Origin of the sequence: Williamsia soli, from assembly GCF_017377795.1 — a bacterium.
Classification (GTDB): Bacteria; Actinomycetota; Actinomycetes; order Mycobacteriales; family Mycobacteriaceae; genus Williamsia; species Williamsia soli.
This window is the reverse complement of sequence record NZ_JAFRDR010000003.1, coordinates 403,374-427,024: the sequence shown is the minus strand read 5'-3', so window position 1 is coordinate 427,024 and position 23,651 is coordinate 403,374. Positions and strand designations below refer to the sequence as shown.

Here is a 23,651-nt window from a genome sequence, read left to right as displayed (position 1 = left end):
CGCCAACCGTGCCCTTCTGACTGTCGACCGGGCCGAAACACCCACCGACCGTGCCCTTCTGACCGTCGACTGTGCCCTTCTCGTGTGTTTTCGGCGATGTCAGACCTCGCTGATATTCTGGGTGCGGTCAGCCTGCGGTTCGTTGAAACATGTTGCTGGACAATGAAATAAGTAACTTTCGAACACTTGTACTAATCCAGGTCTTGAGGTAGTTTCGAGTTATGAACTTGCGGGGGCTGTTCGAACACTTATCAACGATGGCGGCGGATCCATTGCTGCTCGCACCGCTGGACGATCTGGCGTTGTCCGAGGAGACTGTCTACGCGCTGCGGGCCAAGAACGTGTTGGATGTGCTGCTCTTTCGGTGCACTGCCGACCTCGACAAGCGTGGTGTCGCGAAAACACTCGGTGCGGACTCGACTGTAGAGCTTCTGCAGTCGGTGCAGACGCCGCCGGCTGCCGCGCAACGCTACGTGCGGGTCGGTCGCGCGCTCAGCTCTGTTCCTTCGGTCGCTGGCTACGCCGTCGACGGGACACTATCGGGGGAACACATGGACGCGATAGTGAAAGGTCTCAATCACATCGATCGACGTGATCCGGATCTGTCGGAGTCTGACCGCAACGACTGCGTGCGTGGGTTGTTGACCGAAGCTCGTGTGTCGACGCCGGCGGCAGTGAGCCGGCGAGCCCACGAGATGGCTATCGCCCTGTCCCCACCGGACAAGGAAGTACCGGACGCGGAAAACGATGACCTCAATGAGGTGTCGTTCGGGACCGGTGACGACGGCCGTACCCACGGCACTCTTGACCTCGACAAAACGCTCGGCGAGAAGCTCTCTGCTGCGTTGCGTCCGGTGGCCAAGCCGGTCCCAGAACCCGACGGGTCACCTGATCCTCGCAGCACGCCGCAACGTCTGTCCGAAGCCCTCGGCAAGATCCTGGATGTGTTCTTCGCTCACCAGGACCGGCCCACCGAAGGTGGCGTGAAACCGCGGGTGACGATGACAGTGTCGGCTGAGCAGCTCCTGGCCTTTCAGATGAACGGCATCTCCGGCGCGAAGGTACCGACCGCGACGTTCGAGTGGACCGGACCGGTGTCTTTGCCCACCGCACAGATGACGGTGTGCGATTCGGTGATCACCAAGATCCTGCTCGACAACAACGCCGTACCCCTCGATGTCGGACGCGAGTTCCGCACGGTCACACCCGCCATCCGTAAAGCACTCATCGCGCGCGACAAAGGCTGTGCGTTCCCCGGCTGCGGCTGCCCCGCCGGCTGGACAGAGGCCCACCACATCAAGTTCTGGAGTCATGGCGGCGAGACCAGCCTCGCGAACACTGTCCTGCTGTGCCGTCGGCACCACAACTACATCCACCACAAAGGCTGGACCGTGTTCATTGGCGGAGACGAAGCGGAGCGGAGCTCGACCCATGTGGCAGACGGACACCCCTGCTTCGTCAAACCCGGCACCACCACGCCCATGCGGTCGCACGCCCGGCGAACCCTGACCAACGAACCACTCGCCGCATAAACGGCCCACAAGTTCACGAGAAACTACTTCGACGACGTAGCCCGAAGTTACTACCGCAGCACCGGATGACACCGGCGCAGCTGGAACATTGACAACTCCACAGTGTGTCAGGCCCTGGGAACCGTGATCGAGATCGTCGATTCGTCTGCAGGCCGATAGTAGACGGCGATCACGCTCCCCGGCGCCACCGAGGCCACGGATGTGGCTGGAATGTAGGCGGTTTCACGGGCGGCGAATTGTCCACCGTCGGTCTTGCTGACCATCAGGTCGACCGTGACCTCTTGATGGTCCTCGATCACATCGCCGGTGACGCGCACCGCGGTCACCACACCCTGAGACCGGTTTCCCCGCCGCACGAGATCGATCTTCTCGGTGGTCGTGAGTCCTTTACGGATCAGCATGTGGTCGAACGCTGCACGCGCAGCGATCATGTCGTCGGCAAGGGTGAGAACGGCCGGCCTGTCCGGATCGAATCTGACCGCGATGACCACTCCGGGCCTCAGGTCGAGGGCCGCGCCGTGACAGGTGGAGGTGGTGAGCGCCCCGCGAAAGCGTTCGCCTGAGACGGTTTCGACGTCGACGGCCACCGCGGAGCCCTGACAGCCTTCGGCGGCGCCCGACACTGTCCCGAGGCCGATGGCCGATGCTGGGGGTCTCGCCGGGCCTCGTCGTGGTCGGATGGACGTCATCGAGGTGGTCTTCAGGTGGGAAAGTCGTGTTCGCATGCGTCAACGATCTCGTCCGCGAGCGGCTACCGATCCCAACTTCGGCACTGGTTCGACTCGGCCGCCTCGGTCTACGATCGCCTGATGAGTACGGGGCTGCAGGTGACGACCGACGTGTCGGTGGCCCGTCCACGACGGGCGGTGATCGACGAGGCGTGGCGACGTATCGGTCCGGGACTCGAGGTGCTCAGCAGCACGGACGGGGGACCGCTGCGGCGCACTGTCAAACGCATCCTCGATCCGCTGGTGTTGCGGCTGCGCGTGAATCCGCAGTTCTCCACACCGATCCTCGCGGGCGAGGCCGCCGCCGCCGTCGATGCCTTGATCACAGCCCATGGCCGCGAACTGGTGTTGACCGCCACGTGGTTCACCTTCCTGAAGAAGGCTCGCAAGCGGCTCCGGATCACCACCGGGAATGCCCAGGAGATGTACTTTCCGATCTGTTTCGAGCTTGCCGTCACCGTAGGGGTGCCGCAGGCTGACGCAGACGATGTCGCAGAGGCGACGCTGCTCGAACTACATGGGGACCGGGACCGAACTGCGGGTGCGGTTCTCACCGACCATCTGTCCGATCCTGCCGTGGTGGACAAACTCACGCGGCAACTGGCAGCCAGTTGGGGTGATGTGGCACCCGGCGGGTCAATCACCGGGCCGTTTCTTTCAGGCCTGCCCGCAGTGTTGGGGCCGGCCGACGATCACAGCTCCCGCGGCGCCCGGCAGCGGGTGTGGTCGGCGCTCATCGCCGATGAGACACCGTTCAACCTCGGGGCGCTCGCTCGGGACGAAGTATCGGTACTCCCGTGGTCAATCGTCGACGTCGGGCTGAGTTCTGTTGCTCCACAACAACGTCCGACCGTACTCGGCGAACCGCGTGGCGATCGGCCGCTCGACCGGACGGTTGCCGAGCGGGTCCGGGCCACCCTGCGCCGCGGCCTCGACCAGACCGAGCTCCCTGACGTCCCCCTGCTGTGCGACGAGGAGGTGGACCGCGCGTGTGCGCCATGGGGCCTACTCGGCGAAGATCGCCAGGCCACATTGATCGCCGGCATCGAGGTCGCCGTCGACCTCGTGCCTCTCGACGAGAAGCACACTCCCCAGACCGCTTTGGCGATGCAGATCCAAGCGCGACTGCGCAAGGAGGCGTATGTGCTGCACGCGCGACGCTGCCTTGCCGGAGACACCGCATTGCATCCGCGCCAGCAGCGGGTGGTCGATGATCTCCGGGCGTTCGCCCGGCCATACCTGAGCCGGCTGTGGGCCAGATTGCACGGTCGCGACGTGTGGCAGGAAACATGCGCCGACGTCGACGATGTTCGCGCGCTGCTGGATGGGGTGGCGCGGTCGACGAGCCTGGACCAGCGCCAGCGCATCAAGGCAATGTTGGAGAATCAACTGAACCCGGCATCGGGTGTGGCGGCGATATGAGGCTGCACCCGCAATCGAGGCTGTGGACCATCGGCCCAGAGGTAGAAGGTCCGCCACTGGTCGCCGTACTCGAGGTCGGTGGCGCGGTGATGTCGTGGACTGTTGATGCGACGGACCCGCCTCAGATCACCTTTCTCGACCACGATCAGGCCGACTGGCTGTGGCATGTGGTCGGGGAAGACGGTCACATCGCACTTGCCGCCGGTATGGCGGATCCGGCTGTCGGGCCAGACTCTCTCGAGATCGACGACGTCGAGATCGTCGCAGGGGCGCTCGAGGTGCCACGGCGGCTCGCGCTCGGACACTGGCTGCGTCGCTGGTGGCCGACCAGTGTTCGCGACGCGATCGGACCGCTGGACGCCGCCCTCCTCGACGCCGAGGTCGCAGTACTGACGGCAGATGCCCAACACTTTTTCCCCGCCGACACCTTCGACTCCGACGTGGCCGCGTTGCTCGCGCCGCATGCGGTTGCTCTGACCAGGCACGCACGTGGTGGCGATCATCGGATCGTGGAACTGGTATCTCGCGCAGTCGAACTGGTGGAGGAAACCGGCGCCGGCGCCGGCCCTGACTCGGCACTGTGGCTCGATCTCGCCGACACGCTGGACAACTCGGATCCACGCGCGACGGCCGAAGCCGGCAGGCAGGACGACTACGCCCTCGCGGCGGGCGCAACAGCCGGCACCAATTCGGGCGCGATCGCACGGGGTACGGCGTCGATCAAGTGGGGCGCTGTCCCGCCGCACACCTTCGATGCTGCCGAGAACACAGCGGAATGGCTGATACCAGCCGGTTCTGGCGACGCCGCAACAGCGGTCGTCCGGACAATGTTGATCGGGGGCGACCCGGCGGGTATCGCCGTCACCTTGCGCTCGGGTGCGATCGCCGGAGCGGCCGTACTGGACGGCAATGGTGCCGCGAGGATCGAGCTCAGCGCCGGCGATGACGCTGCAACGGAGTCAGAGCTGTGGGGCCATGATTGGTCGTCGACAGCCTTGACTGTGGGGGCGGCGGTATCAGAGCCGGTACAAGCCCGTGAACGGGTGCGGGCCTTCGTGCGTGCGCGCCTCGCCGCGCCGCCCGCCGACGCGTTCCTTGCCGAGATCTTGGCGGCCGAATCCGACTACTGACCTGTTCACGCATCCGAATTTGGTGGGTTCTGGCGACCGTGACCTGCGGAAATGGTTGCCAAAACCCACCAGGATCGGCTAATGGCTGGCGACTGAGCGGTAACGCCACAGCGACAACGGCACGAACACGACGAGGATCGCAGCGCACGTGAGGACTGAATAGAGCACTGCGTTGTCTGCCACCCAGCCCGTCGCTTGCGGGAAGTCGGCAGGCGCCGCGTTACCGAGCAACTGCCGAGATGCAGTGGCCACGGCGGTGATCGGATTCCACTCTGCGATTGTCTTGAGCGGCCCGGGCAGACTCTGCGCCGAGATGAACGCGCTCGAGAGGAACGTCATCGGGAACATCCACACGAAACCGACGCTCTGCGCCACCTCGACATTGGGCGCCATGAGGCCGGAGAACGCACCGACCCACGACATCGCGAACGCGAGCAACAGGATCAGGCCGAGGGCGATCAACGCATCGAGTGCGCTGCCGCGGATGCGCCAGCCGATGACCAGGCCACACAGCGCCATGACGGCGACGCTGACGATGCTGACCAAGAGATCGGACAGTGTCCGTCCGAGCACTACCGCCAGCGACCACATGGGCAGCGTCCGCAGGCGATCGACAATGCCGGACTGTAAGTCCTGGGCGAGTCCGACAGTGGTGAAGGCCGAGTTGAAAACAACTGTCTGCGTGAAGATTCCTGCCATCAGGAACTCGCGGTAGGACGCGCCGCCGAGGGTCGCACCGAACACGTACGCGAAGAGGAAGACGAACATGAAGGGCTGCACGGTGGCGCTCACGAGCAGCGTCGGTACCCGGCGGATGGTCAGCAGATTTCGCCCCGCCATCACCGAGCTGTCGGAGAACAGTCCGCCACCTTTCGCGGGAAGGAAGTCCTCAGAACCCATCGACGTCGCGGTCACCTTGTTCGGTTTCTCCTGCTTCTCGTTCGCACGCTTCGTGTCGTCGGGAGTCGGCTGTGCCGATGTTGTCGTCACGCAGCACGCTCCTCGTCTTTGTCGGGGGTGGTCGACGTCAGGTTCAGGAAGACGTCGTCGAGCGTGGGGGCGTCGACGGTGAAGTCCGACACCATCACGCCCGTCTCGGACAGAGCCTGGATGATCGCTGCCGCACTGGCGTTGCCGTGCGCGACTGGAACATGCCAAGCCATCGAGTGCGCGTGACTGTACGGTTCGCCCGATCCGTATTCGGTCAGCACGGCGATGAGCCGGTCCCGGTCATAGCCCTGAGCCACTTCCACTGTCAGCAGGGTGGACTGGGACGCGGCCTTCAGTTCGGCGGCGGTGCCCTTCGCGACCACCACGCCCTTGTCGATCACCGTGATGATGTCGGCGAGGGCGTCGGCCTCCTCGAGGTACTGCGTGGTCAGGAGCACGCTGGTGCCCGTGCTGACGAGATTCTCGATCAGTGCCCACATCTCGCGTCGACCTCGTGGGTCGAGGCCGGTGGTGGGTTCGTCGAGGATGACGACGCCGGGCCTCGCGATCAGCGAGCCGGCGAGATCGAGTCGGCGGCGCATGCCGCCGGAGTAGGTGCGCGAGGGACGATCTCGTGCGTCGGTGAGCCGGAAGTCATTGATCAGTTCGTCGGCGCGAGCGCCGGCGGCCTTCCGTTTGAGGCCGTACAGGCGCGCGACCATGCGGAGGTTCTCCCAACCGGTCAGGTTGCCGTCCACCGCGGCGTACTGTCCGGAGACCCCGATGCTGCGACGAACCTTGGCGGGATCGGCCAGGGCGTCGGTGCCCAGTACGGTGACCGTGCCCTCATCGGGTTTGAGCAGAGTGGATATCACCCGCACGGTCGTGGTCTTGCCGGCCCCGTTGGGTCCGAGGAGAGCATGAACGGTACCCCGCTTGACCTGCAGGTCGACACCCCCGAGTGCGCGATGAGGTTCACCGCGCCCGAACTTGCCACCGAAGGTCTTCGTCAGACCGGAGACCTCGATCGCATACTCATCCATTGATCCACCACTTGTCGTCGCGGACTGCTCGGATCTCGTGCTTACGTTCTGACATCGACTGCTTGAGGCTCATCGGAGCGATATCGCGCCAGTTCTGCTCGACGTACTGCAGGCAATCCTCGCGGCCGGACGGTCCGTGCTGGGATGTCCAGCCACCGGGCACGGGCGCGAAATCCGGCCACAGGGAATGCTGGCCCTCGTGGTTGACCAGAACGCGGAACGTACCCCGCTCGTCATCGAATGGATTCATCATGATGTGTCCTCTCCCTGGCTGATTCGTACTTGTCGGCACTGTGGAACTTGTCTGTGGTCGCGTCGTGGACCCGGTGTGCTCCGGCGAGCGCATCGAGGTGATCGCGCAGCGCGTCGGCCACCGGGGCGACGTGCTCGGAATCGAGAAGCTGGCTGTGCCGGCACGGCGCGGTGATGTGATCGATCTCGCCCGAGACATGCTCTCGCCAATCCTCGATCGCGGGTTGCCCCGCAGGCGGATCTTCTGCCGCAGTGACGAATACGACGTCACCTTCGTAGCGTCGCGGTGTCCAATCCCGGGCGACCGCGGTCGCTGCCACGTACGCCTCGTACAGCGATTCGAGAGCGGTGACCGACAGGTGGGCCAGTGGCCCTTCGGCTTGGTGGACGATCTCCGTCGCCTGCTCGATGCTCAGGTCGGCATCCACGTCGTGACCGAGGGCTTCGCGAACATCGGAGAAACCGAACTCTTCCAGTAGCTCTCCGACCGAGGGTTCGACGTTGAGCTCAGGCCTGCCCGGGATCACGTAGGAGTCGAGCAGCATCAGCAGGTCCACCTGTTGGCCTTGCTCTCGGAGCTGAACGGCCATCTCGTGGACGATCGAACCACCCAGCGACCAGCCGACCAGATGGTAAGGCCCCTGCGGCTGTACCGAACGGACCTGTTGCACATAGAAATCCGCCAGATCAGGGACCGAGCGCAACTTCGGCCCACCGGACAGTGCGGGGTTCTGCAACCCGTACAGCGGTTGGTCGGAGTCGAGATGTGTGAGCAGGGACGTGTAGCTCCAGGCGACGCCCAGCGCGGGATGTACGGCGAACACCGGATGCCGGGTGCCGGTGGCACGCAGCGACAGCAGAGGTGCCAGCGCCGGATCGTCGGCGGGTACAGCCGGGGCCGCATCGGGGTCGTTCGCCGCGCGGTGCCGCTCGCTGTCGATGCGGGCTGCGAGCTCCTCGGTGGTCGAGTCACTGAACATCCAGCCGACGGGCACCGCGATGTCGGCTTCCTCCCGCAGCGTGGCGATCACCTTGGTGGCCAAGAGTGAGTTGCCGCCGAGGTCGAAGAAGCCATCGTTTGCGGTCACCGTCTCGAGGTCGAGCGCCTTGGCGAACGCGGCTGCCACGAGCGTCTCTGTGCCGGGTGCCGGCGCGCGGCCCGTCGTCGTCGACACCTCGGGTTTCGGCAGGGCAGCCTTGTCGAGTTTGCCGACCGGGGTCATGGGGATCTCGTCGAGGACCGTGATCGCCGACGGCACCATGTGCCGAGGAAGTTTGTGCGACAACTGCTCTCGCAGCGACGCAACGTCCACATCGACACCGTCTGCGACGACGATGTAGCTCAGCAGACGTGCCTGCCGGTCCGAGTCGCCGTCCACGATGGTCGTGGAGTGCCGGACCTCGTCGAAGCCGGCGAGGACCGCATCGATCTCCCCGAGTTCGATGCGGAAGCCGCGCACCTGTACCTGATCGTCGCTGCGACCGATGTACTGCAGCGTCCGGGCAGCGGTCCACCGTACGACGTCGCCGGTGCGGTACATCCGCTCGCCGCCCACCCCGGTCGGATTGGCGACGAATCGCGCCGACGTCAGATCGGGGCGACCGAAGTATCCGCGGGTCACCTGATCGCCGATGAGGTAGAGCTCGCCGGCCACGCCGACCGGGGTCGGATGCAGGCGACTGTCGAGCACCAGTGCCCGGACACCACGGTTGGGAGAACCGATCGTGATCGGACCCTCTGGGGTCAGCGGATTGCTGCAGGTGGTGATGACGGTCGTCTCGGTCGGCCCGTAGACGTTGTACATCGTGCGGCCGTCCGACCACTTACGGACCAGGTCGCGTCCGAAGCTCTCGCCGCCGACGGCAATCGTCCGCAGGCCACGGACCCGACGGTGGTCGAGGCTCGCAAGGGCGGCCGGGGTGATGAACGCGTGCGTGACCGCGCTGAGTTCGAGGAAGTCGGCCAGTTGCTCGCCGCCGTAGATGTCCACCGGGCTGATGACCAGCGCTGCACGGCCGGAGATGGCCATCAGCATCTCGAGTACCGACGCATCGAAACTCGGTGACGCGAAATGCAGTACCCGGGAGGCGGATTCGGGGCACATCTTGGCCTTGAGCTCGTCGTGCACCGCAGCGAGACCGCGATGGGACACCATCACGCCCTTCGGTCGGCCGGTGGATCCCGACGTGTAGATGATGTACGCCAGTTGCTCGTGCCGGATCCCGTCACCGATCTCATCGCGTGTCAGCGGCAATGCCGACAGCGCCGTGGTGGCGCCGTGCACTGCCGCGTCGTCGAGGACGAACCAGTCCACTGCAGCGGGCAACGACTGTGCGTGCTCGGCCATCGTGATGCCGACGCGAACCCGGCTGTCGGACAACATGTGTTCGATGCGGGCCGAGGGATAGGACGGGTCGACGGGAAGGAATGCTGCGCCCGTCTTCGTGATCGCGAGCGTCGCGATGATCGAGTCCACAGAACGCGGGATGGCCATGGCCACCAGCGAATCGGGGCCGAGGCCCCGGCGGAGCAACAACCGGGCCAGCTTGTTCGACCGGTAGTCGACCTCTCGATAGCTGACGCTCGTGTGCGCATCGATCAACGCCGTGCCATCCGGATTGTCGCGCACCGCCGCGGAGAACAACTCGGCCAACGCCCGCGGCCGAGGCGCGGGCAGGCCGCGTACCGGTGCCAGGGTCGCCTCTTCGACGAAGTCCGTGACCGGGGTGTCGCCGATCGGCCGCTCGGGGGTGTCGGTGACGGCGCGCAGCACCCTGACCAGGCGCCCGGCAATGGCTTCCGCGGTCCGCTCGTCGTAGAGCGCGTTCGCGTAGGTCATCTTGATCCGGGCCTGACCGTCCGCACCCGGGTTGATCCCGGTGACGGTGAACTGCAGGTCGAACTTGACGGTAGGGGTGTCGACCTCGGTGACCTGTGCTGACAGTCCGGGGCCGGCATCGAGATCACCGCCGAGGCTGCTCTCGGACCAATCGTGCACCGACAGCGCGATCTGGAAGAGCGGATGCCGACCGACCACGCGCTGCGGATTCACAGCCGCCACCACGTCGTCGAACGGTATGTCCACGTGGGCAAGCGCTTCGAGATCGCTCTCGCGGATCTCCGAGAGCAGGGTGGTGAACGATGAGGTCGGGTCGAGCGCGCTGCGCAATGCAAGCGTGTTGACGAACATGCCGACCACCCGTTGCAGTTCGGGCTCGAACCGACCGGCGACCGGGGTGCCGATCAGCACATCGGAACCCGCTCCCATCCGGTACATCAGCACGGCGAGCGCTGCGTGCATGAGCATGAACGGGCTCACACCCTCATGCCGTGCCAGGTCTGCTATCGCACCTCGCAGATCGTCGTCGATGGTCAGGACGGTGTTCCCGCCACTGTGATCGGTGTCGGCGCCGGCCACACCCATCGCGTTCTCGGTGAGTGAGGGAATCGTGGAATCGGTGGGGGCGCCCTGCAATACGCCCCGCCAGTACTCGAGCTGACGGTGTGCGGCGCTCTCGGGGTCCTCGGGGGATCCCACCGTGGCGCGTTGCCAGAGGGTGTGATCGATGTAGCTCACCGGCAGCGGCTCGAACTCCGGCGCGGCATCGGAGATGCGCGCCCGGTACGCGGTCATCAGATCGCCCAAGAGGGTCGGCAGTGACCAGCCGTCAGCGGCGATGTGATGCACCACCACCACCAGGGTGTGGCTCAGTGGCCCGGTGCGGAGCAACCGGAAGCGGACGGGGGCCTGCGTCGCCAGGTCGAATCCCTGTGCAGCCGTAGCCAACACGAGTTCGTCGCGATCGGCGTCGTCGTGGTGCTCCACCGGGAGGCGATTGCCGACGATCTTCGCGGCGTCCGGTTCCGGAACCTGTACGGCCTCGCCGTCCACCTCGGGGAACAGGGTGCGCAGACTCTCGTGCCGGTCCAGCAGATCGATGAGGGCCGAGCGCAGGGCGTCCACGGACAGTTCGCCGTGGAAATCCACCGCGAACGGGACGTTGTAGGCAGCCGATTCGGGATCGGTGCTCGCGAGGAACCACAGCCGCCGTTGGGCCAGCGACAGCGGCGCGCTGGTCACGTGTTCGGCTGCGCCGGTCAGCGGGGTGCGTTCGGGGCTCGCAGAGGTGTCACCCTCGGCGGCGAACTGTGCAAGATCGCTGACGGTCGGGTGGTCGAAGACGACCTTCACGGGCAGGTCCGTGCCGAGCGAACGATTGATCCGGCTGATCAGCTGGGTGGCGGTCAACGAGGTTCCGCCGAGTTCGAAGAAGTCGTCATCGGCTCCCACCTGGTCGGCGGGGACTCCGAGAACGTCGGCGAACAGCTCGGCCAGCGACTGCTGGGTGTCGCCGGTGACGGGGCGTCGCTCGGCCCGGTTCGCCGCCGCCGGCTCGGGCAGGGCTTTGTTGTCCAACTTGCCGTTGGGAGTCAGCGGGATCTCGTCGATGGAGGTGATCGATGCCGGAACCTGATGCCGCGGAAGGCGTGACTGCAGGTGGCGCCGGACGTCCTCGAGATCGAGGGATCCGTCGACGTTCTCCTCGGGCACGACATAACTGGCGAGGCTCGCACCTTCACCATGGCCGCGCACGACCGTCACCGCGAACCGGATGTCGGGGCGGGCGGTCAGTGCCGCATTGATCTCGCCGAGTTCGATGCGGAAGCCGCGTAGCTTGACCTGGCTGTCGCTGCGTCCGAGGTAGGTGATGACCCCGTCGGGATCGGACACGACGACGTCGCCGGTCCGGTAGAGAACTTCGCCGGAATCACCGAACGGGCTGGCGATGAACCGGGTTGCCGTCAAACCTGCCCGCTGCAGGTAGCCGCGGGCGACACCGGCGCCACTGAGGTACAGCTCGCCGGGGACGCCGGCAGGCACCGGACGCAGGCGGGCGTCGAGCAGGAGCGCCCGCTCGCCGCGTACCGGGGTACCGATGGGTATGACGGTCTGTCCCGTTCCCTCGGAGGCGGCGTGCAACTCGGCCATCAGCGAGACGACGGTGGTCTCGGTCGGGCCGTAGGCATTGAGGAACGTACGGCCGGGCGCCCACTTCTCCACCAGCTCGGGACCACAGGCCTCGCCGCCGACGGCCAGGGCCCGCAGCTCCGGTAGATCCGTTCCCGGGACCGTCGCCAGCGCAGCGGGGGTGATGAAGGCGTGTGTGATGTGGTGGTCCCGCAGGAAGTTCTCCAGGTCGATCCCGCCGTAGATGCGCGGCGCGATGACCATGGTCGCTCCGGCGGATACGGCGAGGAGCAGCTCGAGGATGGACGCGTCGAAGCTGGGCGATGCGAAATGCAAGGTACGAGAATCGGTCCCGATGCCGTAGCGCTCGCGCTGCTCGGTTGCGAGCGGGGCCAGCCCGCGGTGGGTGACGGCGACGCCCTTGGGTACGCCCGTCGACCCCGAGGTGTAGATGATGTACGCGGTGTTGTCGGGTGTGGCCCAGCGCTGGCGCTTGAGCCTGCGTCCACTCATGGTTTCGACTGCTGCGCCGAGCTGTCCGTCGAGACTGATCCACCGGACACCGGTCGGCAGATCGGGTGCCGTCACCTCGTCGGTGATGCCGACGGTGGCGCCGCAATCGGCGATCATGTGCTCGATCCGCTCGGCCGGGTAGCCGGGATCGACGGGCACGAAGGCCGCGCCGGTCTTCGTGATCGCCCAGAGCGCGGCCACCGAGGCGGCGCTGCGGCTCAGCGCGATCGGCACCACATCTTCTGGCCCGATCTCGAGGCTGAGCAGGTAGCGCGCCCACCGGTTGGACCACTCGTCCAGCTCGCGGTAGGTCAGCGCGCGCTGATCGCTCGTCGCCCCGGGGGTGGACCACTGGCCGGGCTCGAACTCGAGCGCCACCGCGTCGGGGTTACGCGAGCTGGCGTCGGCGAGCAGATCGGGAAGGAGGATCTCGTTGTCCGACCAGGCATCACCCTGCTCGTCCACCGACACCTCGGCTGTAGGCCATTCGGTCTCGGCGAGGATGTCGATGTCGTCGACCGAGATACCGGGGTCGGCGGCTACGGCTTCCAGGATGCGGACGAATCGCTGCGCCATCGCCTCGACGGTGTCACGGCGATACTTGCCGCGAGCGTAGGTGAGCCGCATCGATGCGCCGGTGACGCGGAGCTCGAGATCGAACCGGGTACCGGCAGTGTCGATTTCGGACACCTCCGCGCGCAGGTCACCCAGCGCGAGATCGGGTCCGGAGTCCTCTGCGAAGGCAAGCGCCACCCGTACCAGCGGATCCTGCTGCCGTCGATCGCCCGCCACCGCTGCTGCCAGCTGGTCGTAGGGCACATCCGCATGGGAGAACGCGTCGATGTCGTTGTCGCGCACCCGGTCGACCAGGTCGGCGAACGAGGTGTGCCCCGGAACCACGGTGCGGAGCACCACGGTGTTGACGAACATCCCGACCAGTTCGGCCAGCTGGGGATGATCGCGTCCGGCGACGGGGCTGCCGATCACGACGTCCGAATCAGCACCTTCGAGGTGTACCGCGGGATCGGTGCTGAGCCGGTGCAGCAGTGTGGCCAGCGCACTGTGCATGACCATGAACAGGCTGGCGTCGCGGGAGCGAGCAACTTCGTTCAGTCGCTGCAGGATCGTGGCGTCGACGCTGAAATCGACTGTCCCACTTCCATTGAGGCCGGTGATCGTCTCAGGGAGCATCGATTGCCTGCGGACGCCGGCCAACGTACCGCGCCACCAGTCGAGGAGCGAATTGACCCGACTGTCCTGATCGCGATCGTCGCCGAGGGCTGCCCGTTGCCATTCCGCGAAATCACGGAATCGGACGGGCAGCGGCGCGAAGTCGGGCGCCAGGTTTCCGCTACGTGCCTGGTAGGCCTGCGCGAGGTCTGTAGCGAGCGGCCGCAGGGACCAGCCGTCGGCGGCGATGTGATGGATCACCATGGTCAGCACATGGTGCTGTTCGCCGGTCTTCGCCAGCTCGGCCCGGATCGGATGCTCGCTGCGGAGGTCGAAACCTTGTGCAGCCAAGCTGCTCTGGTGGTCTGCGAGCTCGGTGGGTGCGATCTCGCGGGCGGTCAGGTCGAAGGTCGGCGCTGCGAGCACGTGTACCTGCGGCTTGCCGTCGTCCTCGGGGTAGATCGTGCGCAGCGGTTCGTGGCGGTCGGTCACATCCGAGAGTGCCTGCTCGAGGGCCTGCACGTTCAGATCGCCTTCGAGACCGACGGCGAACGCGATGTTGTAGGCGCCGGATTCCGGTTCGAGCCGGTTGAGGAACCACAGTCGTGACGCGGCCAACGCCGGCACCGAGTCGAGGCCGGTGTCGGGCCGATCACGCGCGATGAGTTCGGGCAGGGGCGCGATCTGCTCTCCGTCGGCCGACGAGCAGGCGCGGGCCAGCCGCGAGATGGTCGGATTGTCGAAGAGGGTCCGGACCGGGATTCGCCGGCCCATCGATGTCTCGAGTCGCGCGACGACCTGGGTGGCCATCAACGAGTTGCCGCCCATCTCGAAGAAGTCCTCGGCGCGGCCGATCTGATCGGCGTCGCGGCCGACGACCTCGGCGAATATCGCCGCGACCTCGAGCTCGCGGCGACCACGGGGGCTGCCGCCGTTGTCGGTGGAGGTGTCGCCGGCGCCACGCGACGGTTCGGGCAATGCCCGGTAGTCGATCTTGCCGCTTGGGGTCACCGGCAACTTGTCGATCACCATGATGATCCGAGGCACCATGTGCCCCGGCAGCTGGCGGGTCAATCGATCTCGAAGGGAATCCGATTGCAGGGTCTGCGCGCGGGCGGGGCTCACGTACGACACCAATTCGGTGGAGCCGTCCCGGCCCGGACGGGCGATCGTCACCGCCTCGGCAACGAGATCGTCGCGGACCAGAGCCGCGTCGATCTCGCCGAGTTCGATGCGGAATCCGCGCACCTTGACCTGGCTGTCGGCCCGGCCCAGGAACTCGAGTTCGGCTGCCGATGTCCAGCGCACCAGGTCGCCGGTTCGGTACATACGGTCGCCGTCGCGCCCAAAGGGGTTCGCCAAGAAGGATTCCGATGTGCGACGGGTGCGCCGGTGATAACCGCGGGCGAGATGGCCGCCCGCCAGATACAGCTCCCCGACCGCGCCGACGGGTACGGGCTGCAGTCGCTCGTCGAGCACGAGGAGATCCATGCCTCGCACCGGACCGCCGATGCTGAGCGCGCCTTCAGGGGTGATGGGGGCCGAGATGGTCGCGGCCACTGTCGCCTCTGTCGGACCGTATGCGTTGAACAGGCTGCGATCTCGTGCCCAGCGGGACACGACCTCCGGGTTCGGGTGCTCGCCACCGATGATCACGGTGGACAGGGTCGGCAGAGAACTCGGGTCCATTGTCGCCAGGACGGACGGGGTCACGAACGCGTGGGTCACCGAGGCATCGGCCAGCACCTCTTGGAGTTCGTTACCGCCGAGCACGTGGGGTGGTGCGATGACCATCGTTGCGGCTCCGCCGACGGCCATCAGTACTTCCAGAACAGATGCGTCGAAGCTGGGGGACGCGAAATGCAGTGTGACGCTGTCGGGTTCGACGCGGAACCGCTGGACCTGCTCCGTGGTGAAGTCGACCAGTCCGTGGTGGCTGACCACGACGCCCTTTGGGGTGCCGGTGGTTCCGGAGGTGTAGATCAGGTATGCCGGATTGTCCAGCGTGAGCGGAGCGATCCGATCGGAGTCGCTGACGGGACGGGCGACGGCAGTGCGGAGTCGCTCGAGCAGCTCAGGGTGGTCGATTGCCATCGTGGGGGTGTCGTCGGGAGTGACCGGTGCTTCGCTGATCGTCAGGCACAGCCGCGCACCCGAGTCGGAAACGATGTGGTTGATGCGCTCCATCGGATACTTGGGATCCACCGGTACCCAGGCGGCGCCGGTCTTCGCGGTTGCCCAGAGGGCGACGATCCAGTGGATCGATCGGGGGATTGCCACGGCGACAAAGTCTTCCGGGCCGATCCCTTCGCCGATCAACAGGTGGGCGAGCCAATCGGAGCGAGCGTCGAGTTCTGCGTAGGTGAGGTGGTCCCGCGTATCGCGAACTGCGATGGCGTGCGGGTTCTCCTCGACTGCGGCAGCGAGGATTCCGGGCAATGTCCGGGGACGACGCGGGGTGGGTCCGGTGGCAGGCACCAGTGATGCTTCCTCGCCGCGGCCGAGGATGCCGATGTCTCCGATCGGGCGGGTCGGATGGGTCAGGACCCCGCGCGCGAGTCGCTGCAGGCGTTTGCCCAGTGCTCGGATGGTCGAATGATCGAAAAGATCTGAGGCGTACTCGATCTCGACCTCTACGCCGGCTGGTTCACCCCGGTCGTCGAGGTGCTCGGTGATCGTGAACTGCATGTCGAACTTGATCAGACCCGTCGGGATCGGCGCGGCATCGACACTGACGCCGGGCAACTCGATGGTGACGCGAGAGTTCTCGTTGACCGCGATGCTGACCTGGAAGAGCGGGTGGGCGGGAGTCGAGCGGTCCGGGTTGAGTTCTTGTACGACCTGCTCGAACGGGGCGTCGGCGTGCGCGAGCGCGTCGAGGGTCACCGCCTGCAACCGGGTGAGTAGTTCGGAGAACGTGTCGGACTTGCTCACCGGCGCCCGCAGCACCACGGTATTGACGAACATGCCGACGAGTTGGTCGAGGGCGTCATCGCCCCGCCCGCCGACCGGAGTTCCGACCGAGATGTCGTCGTCGGCGGCCATCCGGCGCAGCAAAGTGGCGATCAGTGCGTGGACGACGGTGAACATGGTCTGTTCGCCGGGAGCACCCGACAGCGCGAGTAGTCCGCGGTGGACCCCGGCATCGAGTGTGAGGCTGTGCCCACCCGCGCGCATGGTCGGGGCGGCGGGGCGGGGCCGGTCGACGGGCAGTTCCGTCTGCGCAGGGATGTCGGACAAGGTGTCGACCCAGTATTCCAATTGCGCAGCGATGGAATCAGCGTTCGTGTCATCGGTCAGCTGGTTCTGCTGCCACACACTGAAATCGCTGTACTGGATCGGCAGGGGCTGCCACTGGGGGGCCTGACCGGCGTGTCTCGCTGCGTAGGCGACGGAGATGTCGTGGGCCAACGGTGGCAGGGACAGGCCATCTGCAGCGATGTGGTGCAGGACGATCACCAATCGGTGCTCGTCGTCGGACACCTGAAGTAACTTGACCCGTAGTGGGATCTGTTCGCCGAGATCGAAGCCCTCGCCGGCGATCTCCCGTGAAACTCGTTCTGCCTGAGCTGGTTCGATGGCGATGGGCGTTACGGTGAGTTCCTCCGACACCTCGTCGGCGGGCAGTACCCGCTGGAAGGGGCCCTGTTCGTCGAGGGGGAAGACCGTGCGCAGGATCTGTTGTCGTGCAACCACATCGCGCAGCGCCTGACCGAGGGCGTCGATGTTCAGGTCGCCGCGGAGCTTGAGCCGGAACGGGATGTTGTACGCGCCCGATTCCGGGTCGGACCGGTTGATGAACCAGACCCGCTGCTGAGCGGCAGACAGCGGGATGCGGTCGATGTCCGCCGGGGCCACAGGGATCGCGCTGCGCCGATCCGGGACGATCTGCGTCTCGTCGATGCCCATCTCGCGCAGTGCCGCGGCGAGTTCGGCAGGGGTAGGTGCATCGAAGAGTGCCTTGATCCCGATCCGGGCGCCAACCATCGCGCTGAGCCGGGACACCACCTTGGTGGCGAGCAGCGAATTGCCGCCGAGGTCGAAGAATGAGGTCCCCGCTCCGGTGCTCTCGCGGCCGAGGATGCTCGAAAACAATTGGCACAGAGCAAGTTCGAGGTCGTCGGCGGGTTGCTGGTCCACGAGCTCGACCGCCTCGAAGTGCGGCTCCGGCAAAGCGCGTCGATCCAGCTTGCCGTTCGACGTGGTGGGGATCTCGTCGAGTTCGACTATCGCGGCCGGGATCATGAACTCGGGCAGGGTCCCACGCAGTGCCGCGCGGACCTCGGCGGCCGCAGGCAGCGCGGAACCGGTGACGTAGCCGACGAGCATGGTCTCAGAGGTCGCCGCGTCGGTGCGTGCGATGACGACGGCCTCCCTGACTCCGGTGACCGCGTCGAGTGCCGCCTGGACCTCACCGAGCTCGATTCGCTGTCCGCGGATCTTCACCTGGAAGTCGCTGCGGCCGACGTAGTCGAGAGTGCCGTCCGCGCGCCACCGGACGAGGTCGCCGGAACGGTACATCCGGCGGCCGGGCTGATGGGGGTTGGCGACAAAACGGTCGGCCGTCAGGTCGGGGCGCCGAACATAACCGCGGGCGAGCTGGTCGCCTGCCAGGTAGAGCTCGCCGATGGCGCCGACGGGCTGCGGGCGGAGCTGCTGGTCGAGGACGTAAACGGCGGTGTTCGCCACCGGACGTCCGATCGGGACGGAGGATCCCTCGGATGCAGCGCTGTCGTTCTGATAGGTGACGTCCACCGCAGCTTCGGTCGGGCCGTACAGATTGTGGACCGGGGCAGAGCTGATGGTGCCGAAGCGGACGGCCGTCGGTGTGCTCAGTGCCTCACCGCTGGTGAACACCAGGCGCAGGGAGTCGAGGGTGCCTTCGTCTGGCCGGTCCCCTGATTCGAAAGCCGAGACGAAGGTCGCGAGCATCGACGGTACGAAGTGGGCGACGGTGATGTGGTGCGCGGTGATGACCTCGCGGAGGTACCACGGGTCGCGGTGGCCATCGGGTGTCGGAACCACCAGTGCGGCGCCGCTCATCAGGGGCCAGAAGAACTCCCATACGGACACGTCGAAGGTGGCCGGGGTCTTCTGGATCACGCGGTCGTGGCGCCCGAGACCGTACTCGGCCTGCATCCACTGCAGCCGGTTGGCGATGGCAGCGTGGCTCACGCTGACACCTTTCGGCTTGCCGGTCGAGCCTGAGGTGAAGATGACGTACGCGGGATGCTCGGGCCGCAGCGGCGTAGGCCGGTCGGCGTCGGTGATCGGGTCACCGCGTGTCGCGCGGAGTTCGCCGAGCTCGACTGTCACCGTCGCCACCGGGATGTCTTGGTGGTCCGGGGTCACGAGAGCGAGCGCCGGGGTTGCTGTGGTGAGGATGTGCTCGATCCGGTCAGCCGGGTCGTCGGGGTTGATCGGCAGGTAGGCGCCCCCGGCCTTGATGACCGCGTGGATGGCGACCACTTGCTCGATGCTGCGAGGGATCATCACCGCGACGACCGACTCGGGGCCGACACCTCGCTGGATCAGGTGACGGGCGAGCGCGGTTGTGGCGAAGGAGAGTTCACCATAGGTCAGTGCGGCTCCGGCGGTGTCCGCGTCGAGAAGTGCGGGGGAGTCGACGTGCTCGGCTTCGGCGCGGTCCACAAGCTCGGTGAGTGTTTGTGCAGCGAAGTTGGCCGCGGTGTCGTTCCAGTCGGAGAGCACCCGCTGCCGCTCCTCGGGGCGGACGATGTCGAGGTGCGCAATGGTGGTCTGCGGGTCGTTGGTGACCAGTGCCTCGAGCAAGGCTTCGATCCGCTGATGGTGTTCGCGCACCTCGTCGTTGGTGTAGCGATTGGGATTTGCTTCGAGATCAAACATGATCTCGTCGCTACCGAAGTTCTCGTACACGTTGACCGAGAGGTCTTCCACCGGGCCGGTGGAGAGCAGGTGCACCTCTCCACTGACCGGGCCGAAGTCGATGTGGCTGAAGAACAGCATCACGTTGACCATCGGTCCGAAGAAGTCACGCTCTGACCCGTTGTCTCCGAGGAGGTCACGCAAGATGTCCTCGTGCCGGAATCGCTGATGCTTGAGCGCATGCTTGATCTGGAAGTTCGCGTGGGTGAGCAGCTCGGCGATGGTCATCTGAGGCGTCGCGGACACGCCGATGGGCAACACGTTGGACGTCATGCCGGCGCTCGTGCGCATCAGATCGGAGGTACGTGCCGCCACCGGCAGGCTGATGACCGTCTGGTTGCGTCCGGTGAATCCCGCGAGGTACAGCGCGACGGCAGCCGTGATCACAGATGCCGGCCGGACGCCGTTGTCGGAGGCGACCGCACGCAGAGTGGCCGCGAGCTCAGAGCTCAGCTGGCCGTACTCGATGCGTGCGATGGCCGACGCGGACGTGTCTTCGTCGGCGTCCGAACCGCGTTTGGTCTCGGTTCGCGACAGTGACGCGCGAGCAGTCTCCGCGACCTCGGGATCGATGCTGTCGAGTTGCTGCCGCCAGTACTCCCTGTCGGCTTCGAACTCCTCTGACGCGCGATAGGCGTGGTCCAACTCGGAGATCTCCGCCATGGTTGCCGAGGTCATGGCCGTGTAGTCGCGTCCATCGAGGAGGGCGCCGTAGCGCTGCCCGACGGCCGTCATCATGAACATGGCGGCGTAGCCGTCGAATGCCAGGTGGTGACCCCAGCAGTAGAAGATGCGATGGTCTTCGCCGAGTTCGAACAGGAAGACCTCGAGCAACCGGTCGGTTTGCAGGTCGACGGGCTTGGTGCGATGAGCTGTCATGAACTCCATCGCGCGTTCATGCGGGTCGGACTCGTCCCGCAGATCGACGAACTGGAGCGGGACGTCCAGGTCGCGATCGACATACAGGCGGGGTTCGGCGTCGGTTTCGACCACTCGCAGCAGTCCGGACTCGGTCTCGGATGCGGTGTAATGCACAGCTTTCGCGAGGGCTTCGAGGTCCATCGGTCCGCGGAACTCGACGTAGGCCGAAACAGAAAGTGGGACTTCAGAATCGAACTGATGTGCATACCAGATGCCACGCTGGGCTTCAGTCATCGCAAACGTCTGGTCGACCTCTGTAGGCGAATCAAGTTCCGTAAGTTCAGTTGTGGTGACGATTTTGTTGTCGCCGGTATAAGGAAAATCCATATTTGTGCTGCTCAAGGCTCGCTTCACAACGCCCCTCCCGTGGTTTTCGTTGTGCAGTCTGTCTGTATCTCGCTAGTCGTTCGGGCTGAGGTCAACGCCGGATGGGTCTTCTGTGGCATTAATGATCAGATGACCGAAGTTAGATGCGCACAGGGGCTACGTGCTACACAGGTACATCGCAAACGCTTCTGGTTTCGTTACCCTGCGACGGAAGGTGGGAAACGTAAGTCGACTTCGGTGGAAGTTTGCGTGGCTAAGCGCATTACAGCAACCCTGCGACGTCAGGCAAGTCCTGCGGTCATCATTGCGCTGAGCATGTCGACGATCTCGTCCGGCTCGGAGTCGGATTGCTCACCGAGTTCGGTGCGCCGTTCGTAGTCGGCGATGAGCGAGAACATGGCGGTCGCGACTGCTGTGACGCGGCGAATCCTGGCCGGTTTGTCGGCCCTGATCGATTTGTTTAGTTGGTCAAGAACTTTCGGCCATTCGGTGTAACCCGTCGGAATGGATTCGTCGGGCCAGTGCGGACGGATGGCCTCCAGAAAACGGGCATAATGTGTGCCCTTCATCTGCAGGATGGGCAACACCAGCACTTCGATCAGGTCGCGGACTGCCGGTTGTTTACCTTGTGCGGCAAAACTTTCGAGCATCTTCGCCCGTTCGCGTTCCATCGGGCCGAGGCGGCGGGCCACAACCGCTGCGATGAGTCCCTGGCGGTTGCGGAAGTGATATTGCACGGCCGAGTTGTTGCGGTGTCCGGCGGCCACGGCAACGTCCCGCAGGGGCACCTCATAGCCGCGCGTCGCGATCAGCCGCTCGGCGGCGTCGAGCAACTCGCGTTTCCTGTGGTCGGCCCCGTTGTCTGCCATGTGACCTCCGAGCTTATCGTCCGCTCTTCACGACGAGCGTTGACATGGTTTACTACTGCCGGATGGCGCATTCGTGGGTACCGACGTTCGGGGGAATCGCAAGTGAGACGGCAGCTTTCGGTGATCGTAACTGCAGTGATCCTCTGTGTCATTTGTGAGCTTGGAGTGCTTTCGACAGCCTCTGCCGACCCGGCCGGTCGAGAACTGGTCGAGCCGGCGGAGATGCGAGCGATGGTCATGGCCACGCCGCATCGGGCCGAGCTCACGGTCTTCTCGCACGCCATGCGTCGAGCCGTCCGGGTCGACGTACTCCTGCCGGCGAAGCCTGGGCCGAGCGCGAAGCGTCCCACCCTCTACATGCTCGACGGAATCGACGCCGGCGTGTACAGCGGGTACACCGAGAGCGGATGGACCCAGTACACGGACATCGTCGACTTCATGGCCGACAAGAATGTCAACGTCGTACTGCCGATCGGCGGTACCGGGAGTTACTACACCGACTGGCAGCGCGATGACCCTGCTCTCGGCAGGAACAAGTGGGAGACATTTCTGGTCGAAGAACTCCCACCGTTGATCGATGCGACGTTCCAGGGCAACGGTCGCAACGCCGTGGAGGGACTGTCGATGGGGGCGACGGGCGCAATGATGCTCGCGGTCCGCAACCCTGACCTGTACGCCGGTGCTGCGCTGCTCAGTGGCTGCCTCGATCTCGGCGATCCCGCGGCGCAGAACGCGACCACGGGATCGGTTCGGACCCGGGGCGGCGAACCGGAGAACATGTGGGGGTCGGTCTACAACAAAACGTGGGAGGCGCACGACCCAGGGGTGAACATTGCGGCTTTGCGCGGAAAACCGCTCTACGTGGCGGTCGGCAATGGGCTGCCCGATCCGGCGCTGGGACTGGCGGGTCTGGCTTCGCCGGTCGGCGGTGTCCTCGAGGCGGCGGCCCTGGCGTGCACCCAGTCCTTCGAAGCGAAGGCTGACGCCGCAGGTGTGGAGATCACGTTCGACTACCGCGAAGGCTTGCACTCCTGGGGCTACTGGAATGAAGACCTCCATCGGTCCTGGCCGACGATCGCCGAGGCGCTCGACATCTGAGCTGACCATCACCCTCCCGTTAAGCGGACGTGCTTATATAGTCGCATGACCGATGCCGTGCAGAACCCTGGCATGTCCGCGCTCGCCGGAAAGGTCGCGGTCGTGACCGGGGCATCGTCGGGACTCGGAGCCGCCGTCGTCCGACTGTTGTCCGCTCGTGGCGCGCGAGTTCACGGTCTCGCACGAGACGAGAGTCGTTTGTCCGAGGTGTTCGCCGAGGTGCCGCAGGGCCGGTGGCGTATCACCGACCTCGCCGATCCCGGTGCCTGCGCCGACGCGATCGCAGACACCGTCGCGGAATTCGGCCGTATCGACACGCTCGTCAACGTCGCGGGTGCGCACACCATGCGGCATACCGCCACGGTCACCGACGACGAGTGGCACCGTGACCTCGCCGTCAACCTGAACGGCCCGTTCTTCCTGAGCCGCGCTGCCCTGCCGCATCTCGTGCAGACGGGCGGCAACATCGTCAATGTCGCCTCGACCGCGGGAACGCAGGGGCAGGCATATTCGGCAGGATACTGCGCCGCCAAACACGGACTCGTGGGACTGACCAGGGCCTTGGCCGTCGAGTACGCCCACACCGCCGTTCGGGTGAATGCGGTCTGTCCGGGCGGCATGCTGACCCCGCAGGTCAGCAATTTCGTCGCACCTGACGGCGCCGACTTCGACCTCATCATGCGGACCGCATCACCGCGGGGCATGTCGAAACCCGCCGAGGTGGCCACACTCATCGCCTTCTTGGCCAGTGACGACGCTTCCGCGGTGCACGGCGCCGTGTACGCCGTCGACAACGGGCGCTCGGCCGACTGACCTCGGGGGAGGTCCGACCGATCGGC

11 protein-coding genes are annotated in these 23,651 nt (G+C 65.6%); 5 read left to right on the top strand and 6 right to left on the bottom strand.

Features of this window, described 5'->3' with window-relative positions; all coding sequences use genetic code 11:
- Positions 1-257: 257 nt before the first annotated feature.
- Positions 258-1,532, top strand: a complete 1,275-nt coding sequence (locus tag J3S28_RS10550; protein ID WP_207840278.1) for an HNH endonuclease signature motif containing protein — start codon at positions 258-260, stop codon at positions 1,530-1,532.
- 107 nt (positions 1,533-1,639) lie between these two features.
- Here J3S28_RS10550 and J3S28_RS10545 read toward each other — a convergent pair whose 3' ends face one another.
- Positions 1,640-2,257 (bottom strand): hypothetical protein, encoded by a 618-nt coding sequence (locus J3S28_RS10545; protein ID WP_207840276.1) that lies wholly within the window; start codon positions 2,255-2,257, stop codon positions 1,640-1,642.
- An 84-nt stretch (positions 2,258-2,341) separates the two neighbouring features.
- Here J3S28_RS10545 and J3S28_RS10540 point away from each other — a divergent pair, with 84 nt between their 5' ends.
- A complete protein-coding gene (locus J3S28_RS10540; RefSeq protein WP_207840274.1) occupies positions 2,342-3,682 on the top strand; it encodes a hypothetical protein in 1,341 nt (446 codons plus the stop codon).
- The gene (locus J3S28_RS10535) at positions 3,679-4,812 is read left to right on the top strand and encodes a hypothetical protein (RefSeq protein ID WP_207840272.1); all 1,134 of its coding nucleotides are present in this window, start codon (positions 3,679-3,681) and stop codon (positions 4,810-4,812) included. Before J3S28_RS10540 ends, J3S28_RS10535 begins: the two co-directional genes overlap by 4 nt.
- 78 nt (positions 4,813-4,890) lie before the next feature.
- Here J3S28_RS10535 and J3S28_RS10530 read toward each other — a convergent pair whose 3' ends face one another.
- The 5 genes from J3S28_RS10530 to J3S28_RS10510 form a co-directional block, all read right to left on the bottom strand.
- Positions 4,891-5,673: an ABC transporter permease gene (locus tag J3S28_RS10530; RefSeq protein ID WP_207840806.1), complete on the bottom strand. Its 783-nt coding sequence runs from the start codon at positions 5,671-5,673 to the stop codon at positions 4,891-4,893.
- 125 nt (positions 5,674-5,798) lie between these two features.
- Entirely contained in the window at positions 5,799-6,785 is a 987-nt protein-coding gene (locus tag J3S28_RS10525) for an ATP-binding cassette domain-containing protein (RefSeq protein WP_207840270.1), read from the bottom strand.
- Positions 6,778-7,038, bottom strand: a complete 261-nt coding sequence (locus tag J3S28_RS10520) for an MbtH family protein (RefSeq protein WP_237341359.1) — start codon at positions 7,036-7,038, stop codon at positions 6,778-6,780. Before J3S28_RS10520 ends, J3S28_RS10525 begins: the two co-directional genes overlap by 8 nt.
- Entirely contained in the window at positions 7,019-20,845 is a 13,827-nt protein-coding gene (locus tag J3S28_RS10515) for a non-ribosomal peptide synthetase (RefSeq protein ID WP_272874163.1), read from the bottom strand. The genes J3S28_RS10520 and J3S28_RS10515 overlap by 20 nt, the downstream gene beginning before the upstream one ends.
- A gap of 281 nt (positions 20,846-21,126) precedes the next feature.
- Positions 21,127-21,714 carry a TetR/AcrR family transcriptional regulator gene (locus tag J3S28_RS10510; RefSeq protein ID WP_207840266.1) on the bottom strand — a complete coding sequence of 196 codons (588 nt, stop codon included), beginning with the start codon at positions 21,712-21,714 and terminating at the stop codon, positions 21,127-21,129.
- Between the two features lie 102 nt (positions 21,715-21,816).
- Between J3S28_RS10510 and J3S28_RS10505 the strand changes: the two genes are divergently transcribed.
- Together J3S28_RS10505 and J3S28_RS10500 are read left to right on the top strand one after the other, a co-directional pair.
- Positions 21,817-22,812 (top strand): alpha/beta hydrolase, encoded by a 996-nt coding sequence (locus J3S28_RS10505; RefSeq protein WP_307797022.1) that lies wholly within the window; start codon positions 21,817-21,819, stop codon positions 22,810-22,812.
- Positions 22,813-22,884: 72 nt separating this feature from the next.
- A complete protein-coding gene (locus tag J3S28_RS10500; protein WP_207840800.1) occupies positions 22,885-23,625 on the top strand; it encodes an SDR family NAD(P)-dependent oxidoreductase in 741 nt (246 codons plus the stop codon).
- The last annotated feature ends 26 nt before the right edge of the window (positions 23,626-23,651 follow it).

Coding starts and splice junctions, on each gene's coding strand:
- J3S28_RS10510 (WP_207840266.1), bottom strand. CDS start 21,714: ATGGCAGACAACGGGGCCGACCACAGGAAACGCGAGTTGCTCGACGCC.
- J3S28_RS10515 (WP_272874163.1), bottom strand. CDS start 20,845: ATGGATTTTCCTTATACCGGCGACAACAAAATCGTCACCACAACTGAA.
- J3S28_RS10550 (WP_207840278.1), top strand. CDS start 258: ATGGCGGCGGATCCATTGCTGCTCGCACCGCTGGACGATCTGGCGTTG.
- J3S28_RS10525 (WP_207840270.1), bottom strand. CDS start 6,785: ATGGATGAGTATGCGATCGAGGTCTCCGGTCTGACGAAGACCTTCGGT.
- J3S28_RS10540 (WP_207840274.1), top strand. CDS start 2,342: ATGAGTACGGGGCTGCAGGTGACGACCGACGTGTCGGTGGCCCGTCCA.
- J3S28_RS10545 (WP_207840276.1), bottom strand. CDS start 2,257: ATGCGAACACGACTTTCCCACCTGAAGACCACCTCGATGACGTCCATC.
- J3S28_RS10520 (WP_237341359.1), bottom strand. CDS start 7,038: ATGATGAATCCATTCGATGACGAGCGGGGTACGTTCCGCGTTCTGGTC.
- J3S28_RS10535 (WP_207840272.1), top strand. CDS start 3,679: ATGAGGCTGCACCCGCAATCGAGGCTGTGGACCATCGGCCCAGAGGTA.
- J3S28_RS10500 (WP_207840800.1), top strand. CDS start 22,885: ATGTCCGCGCTCGCCGGAAAGGTCGCGGTCGTGACCGGGGCATCGTCG.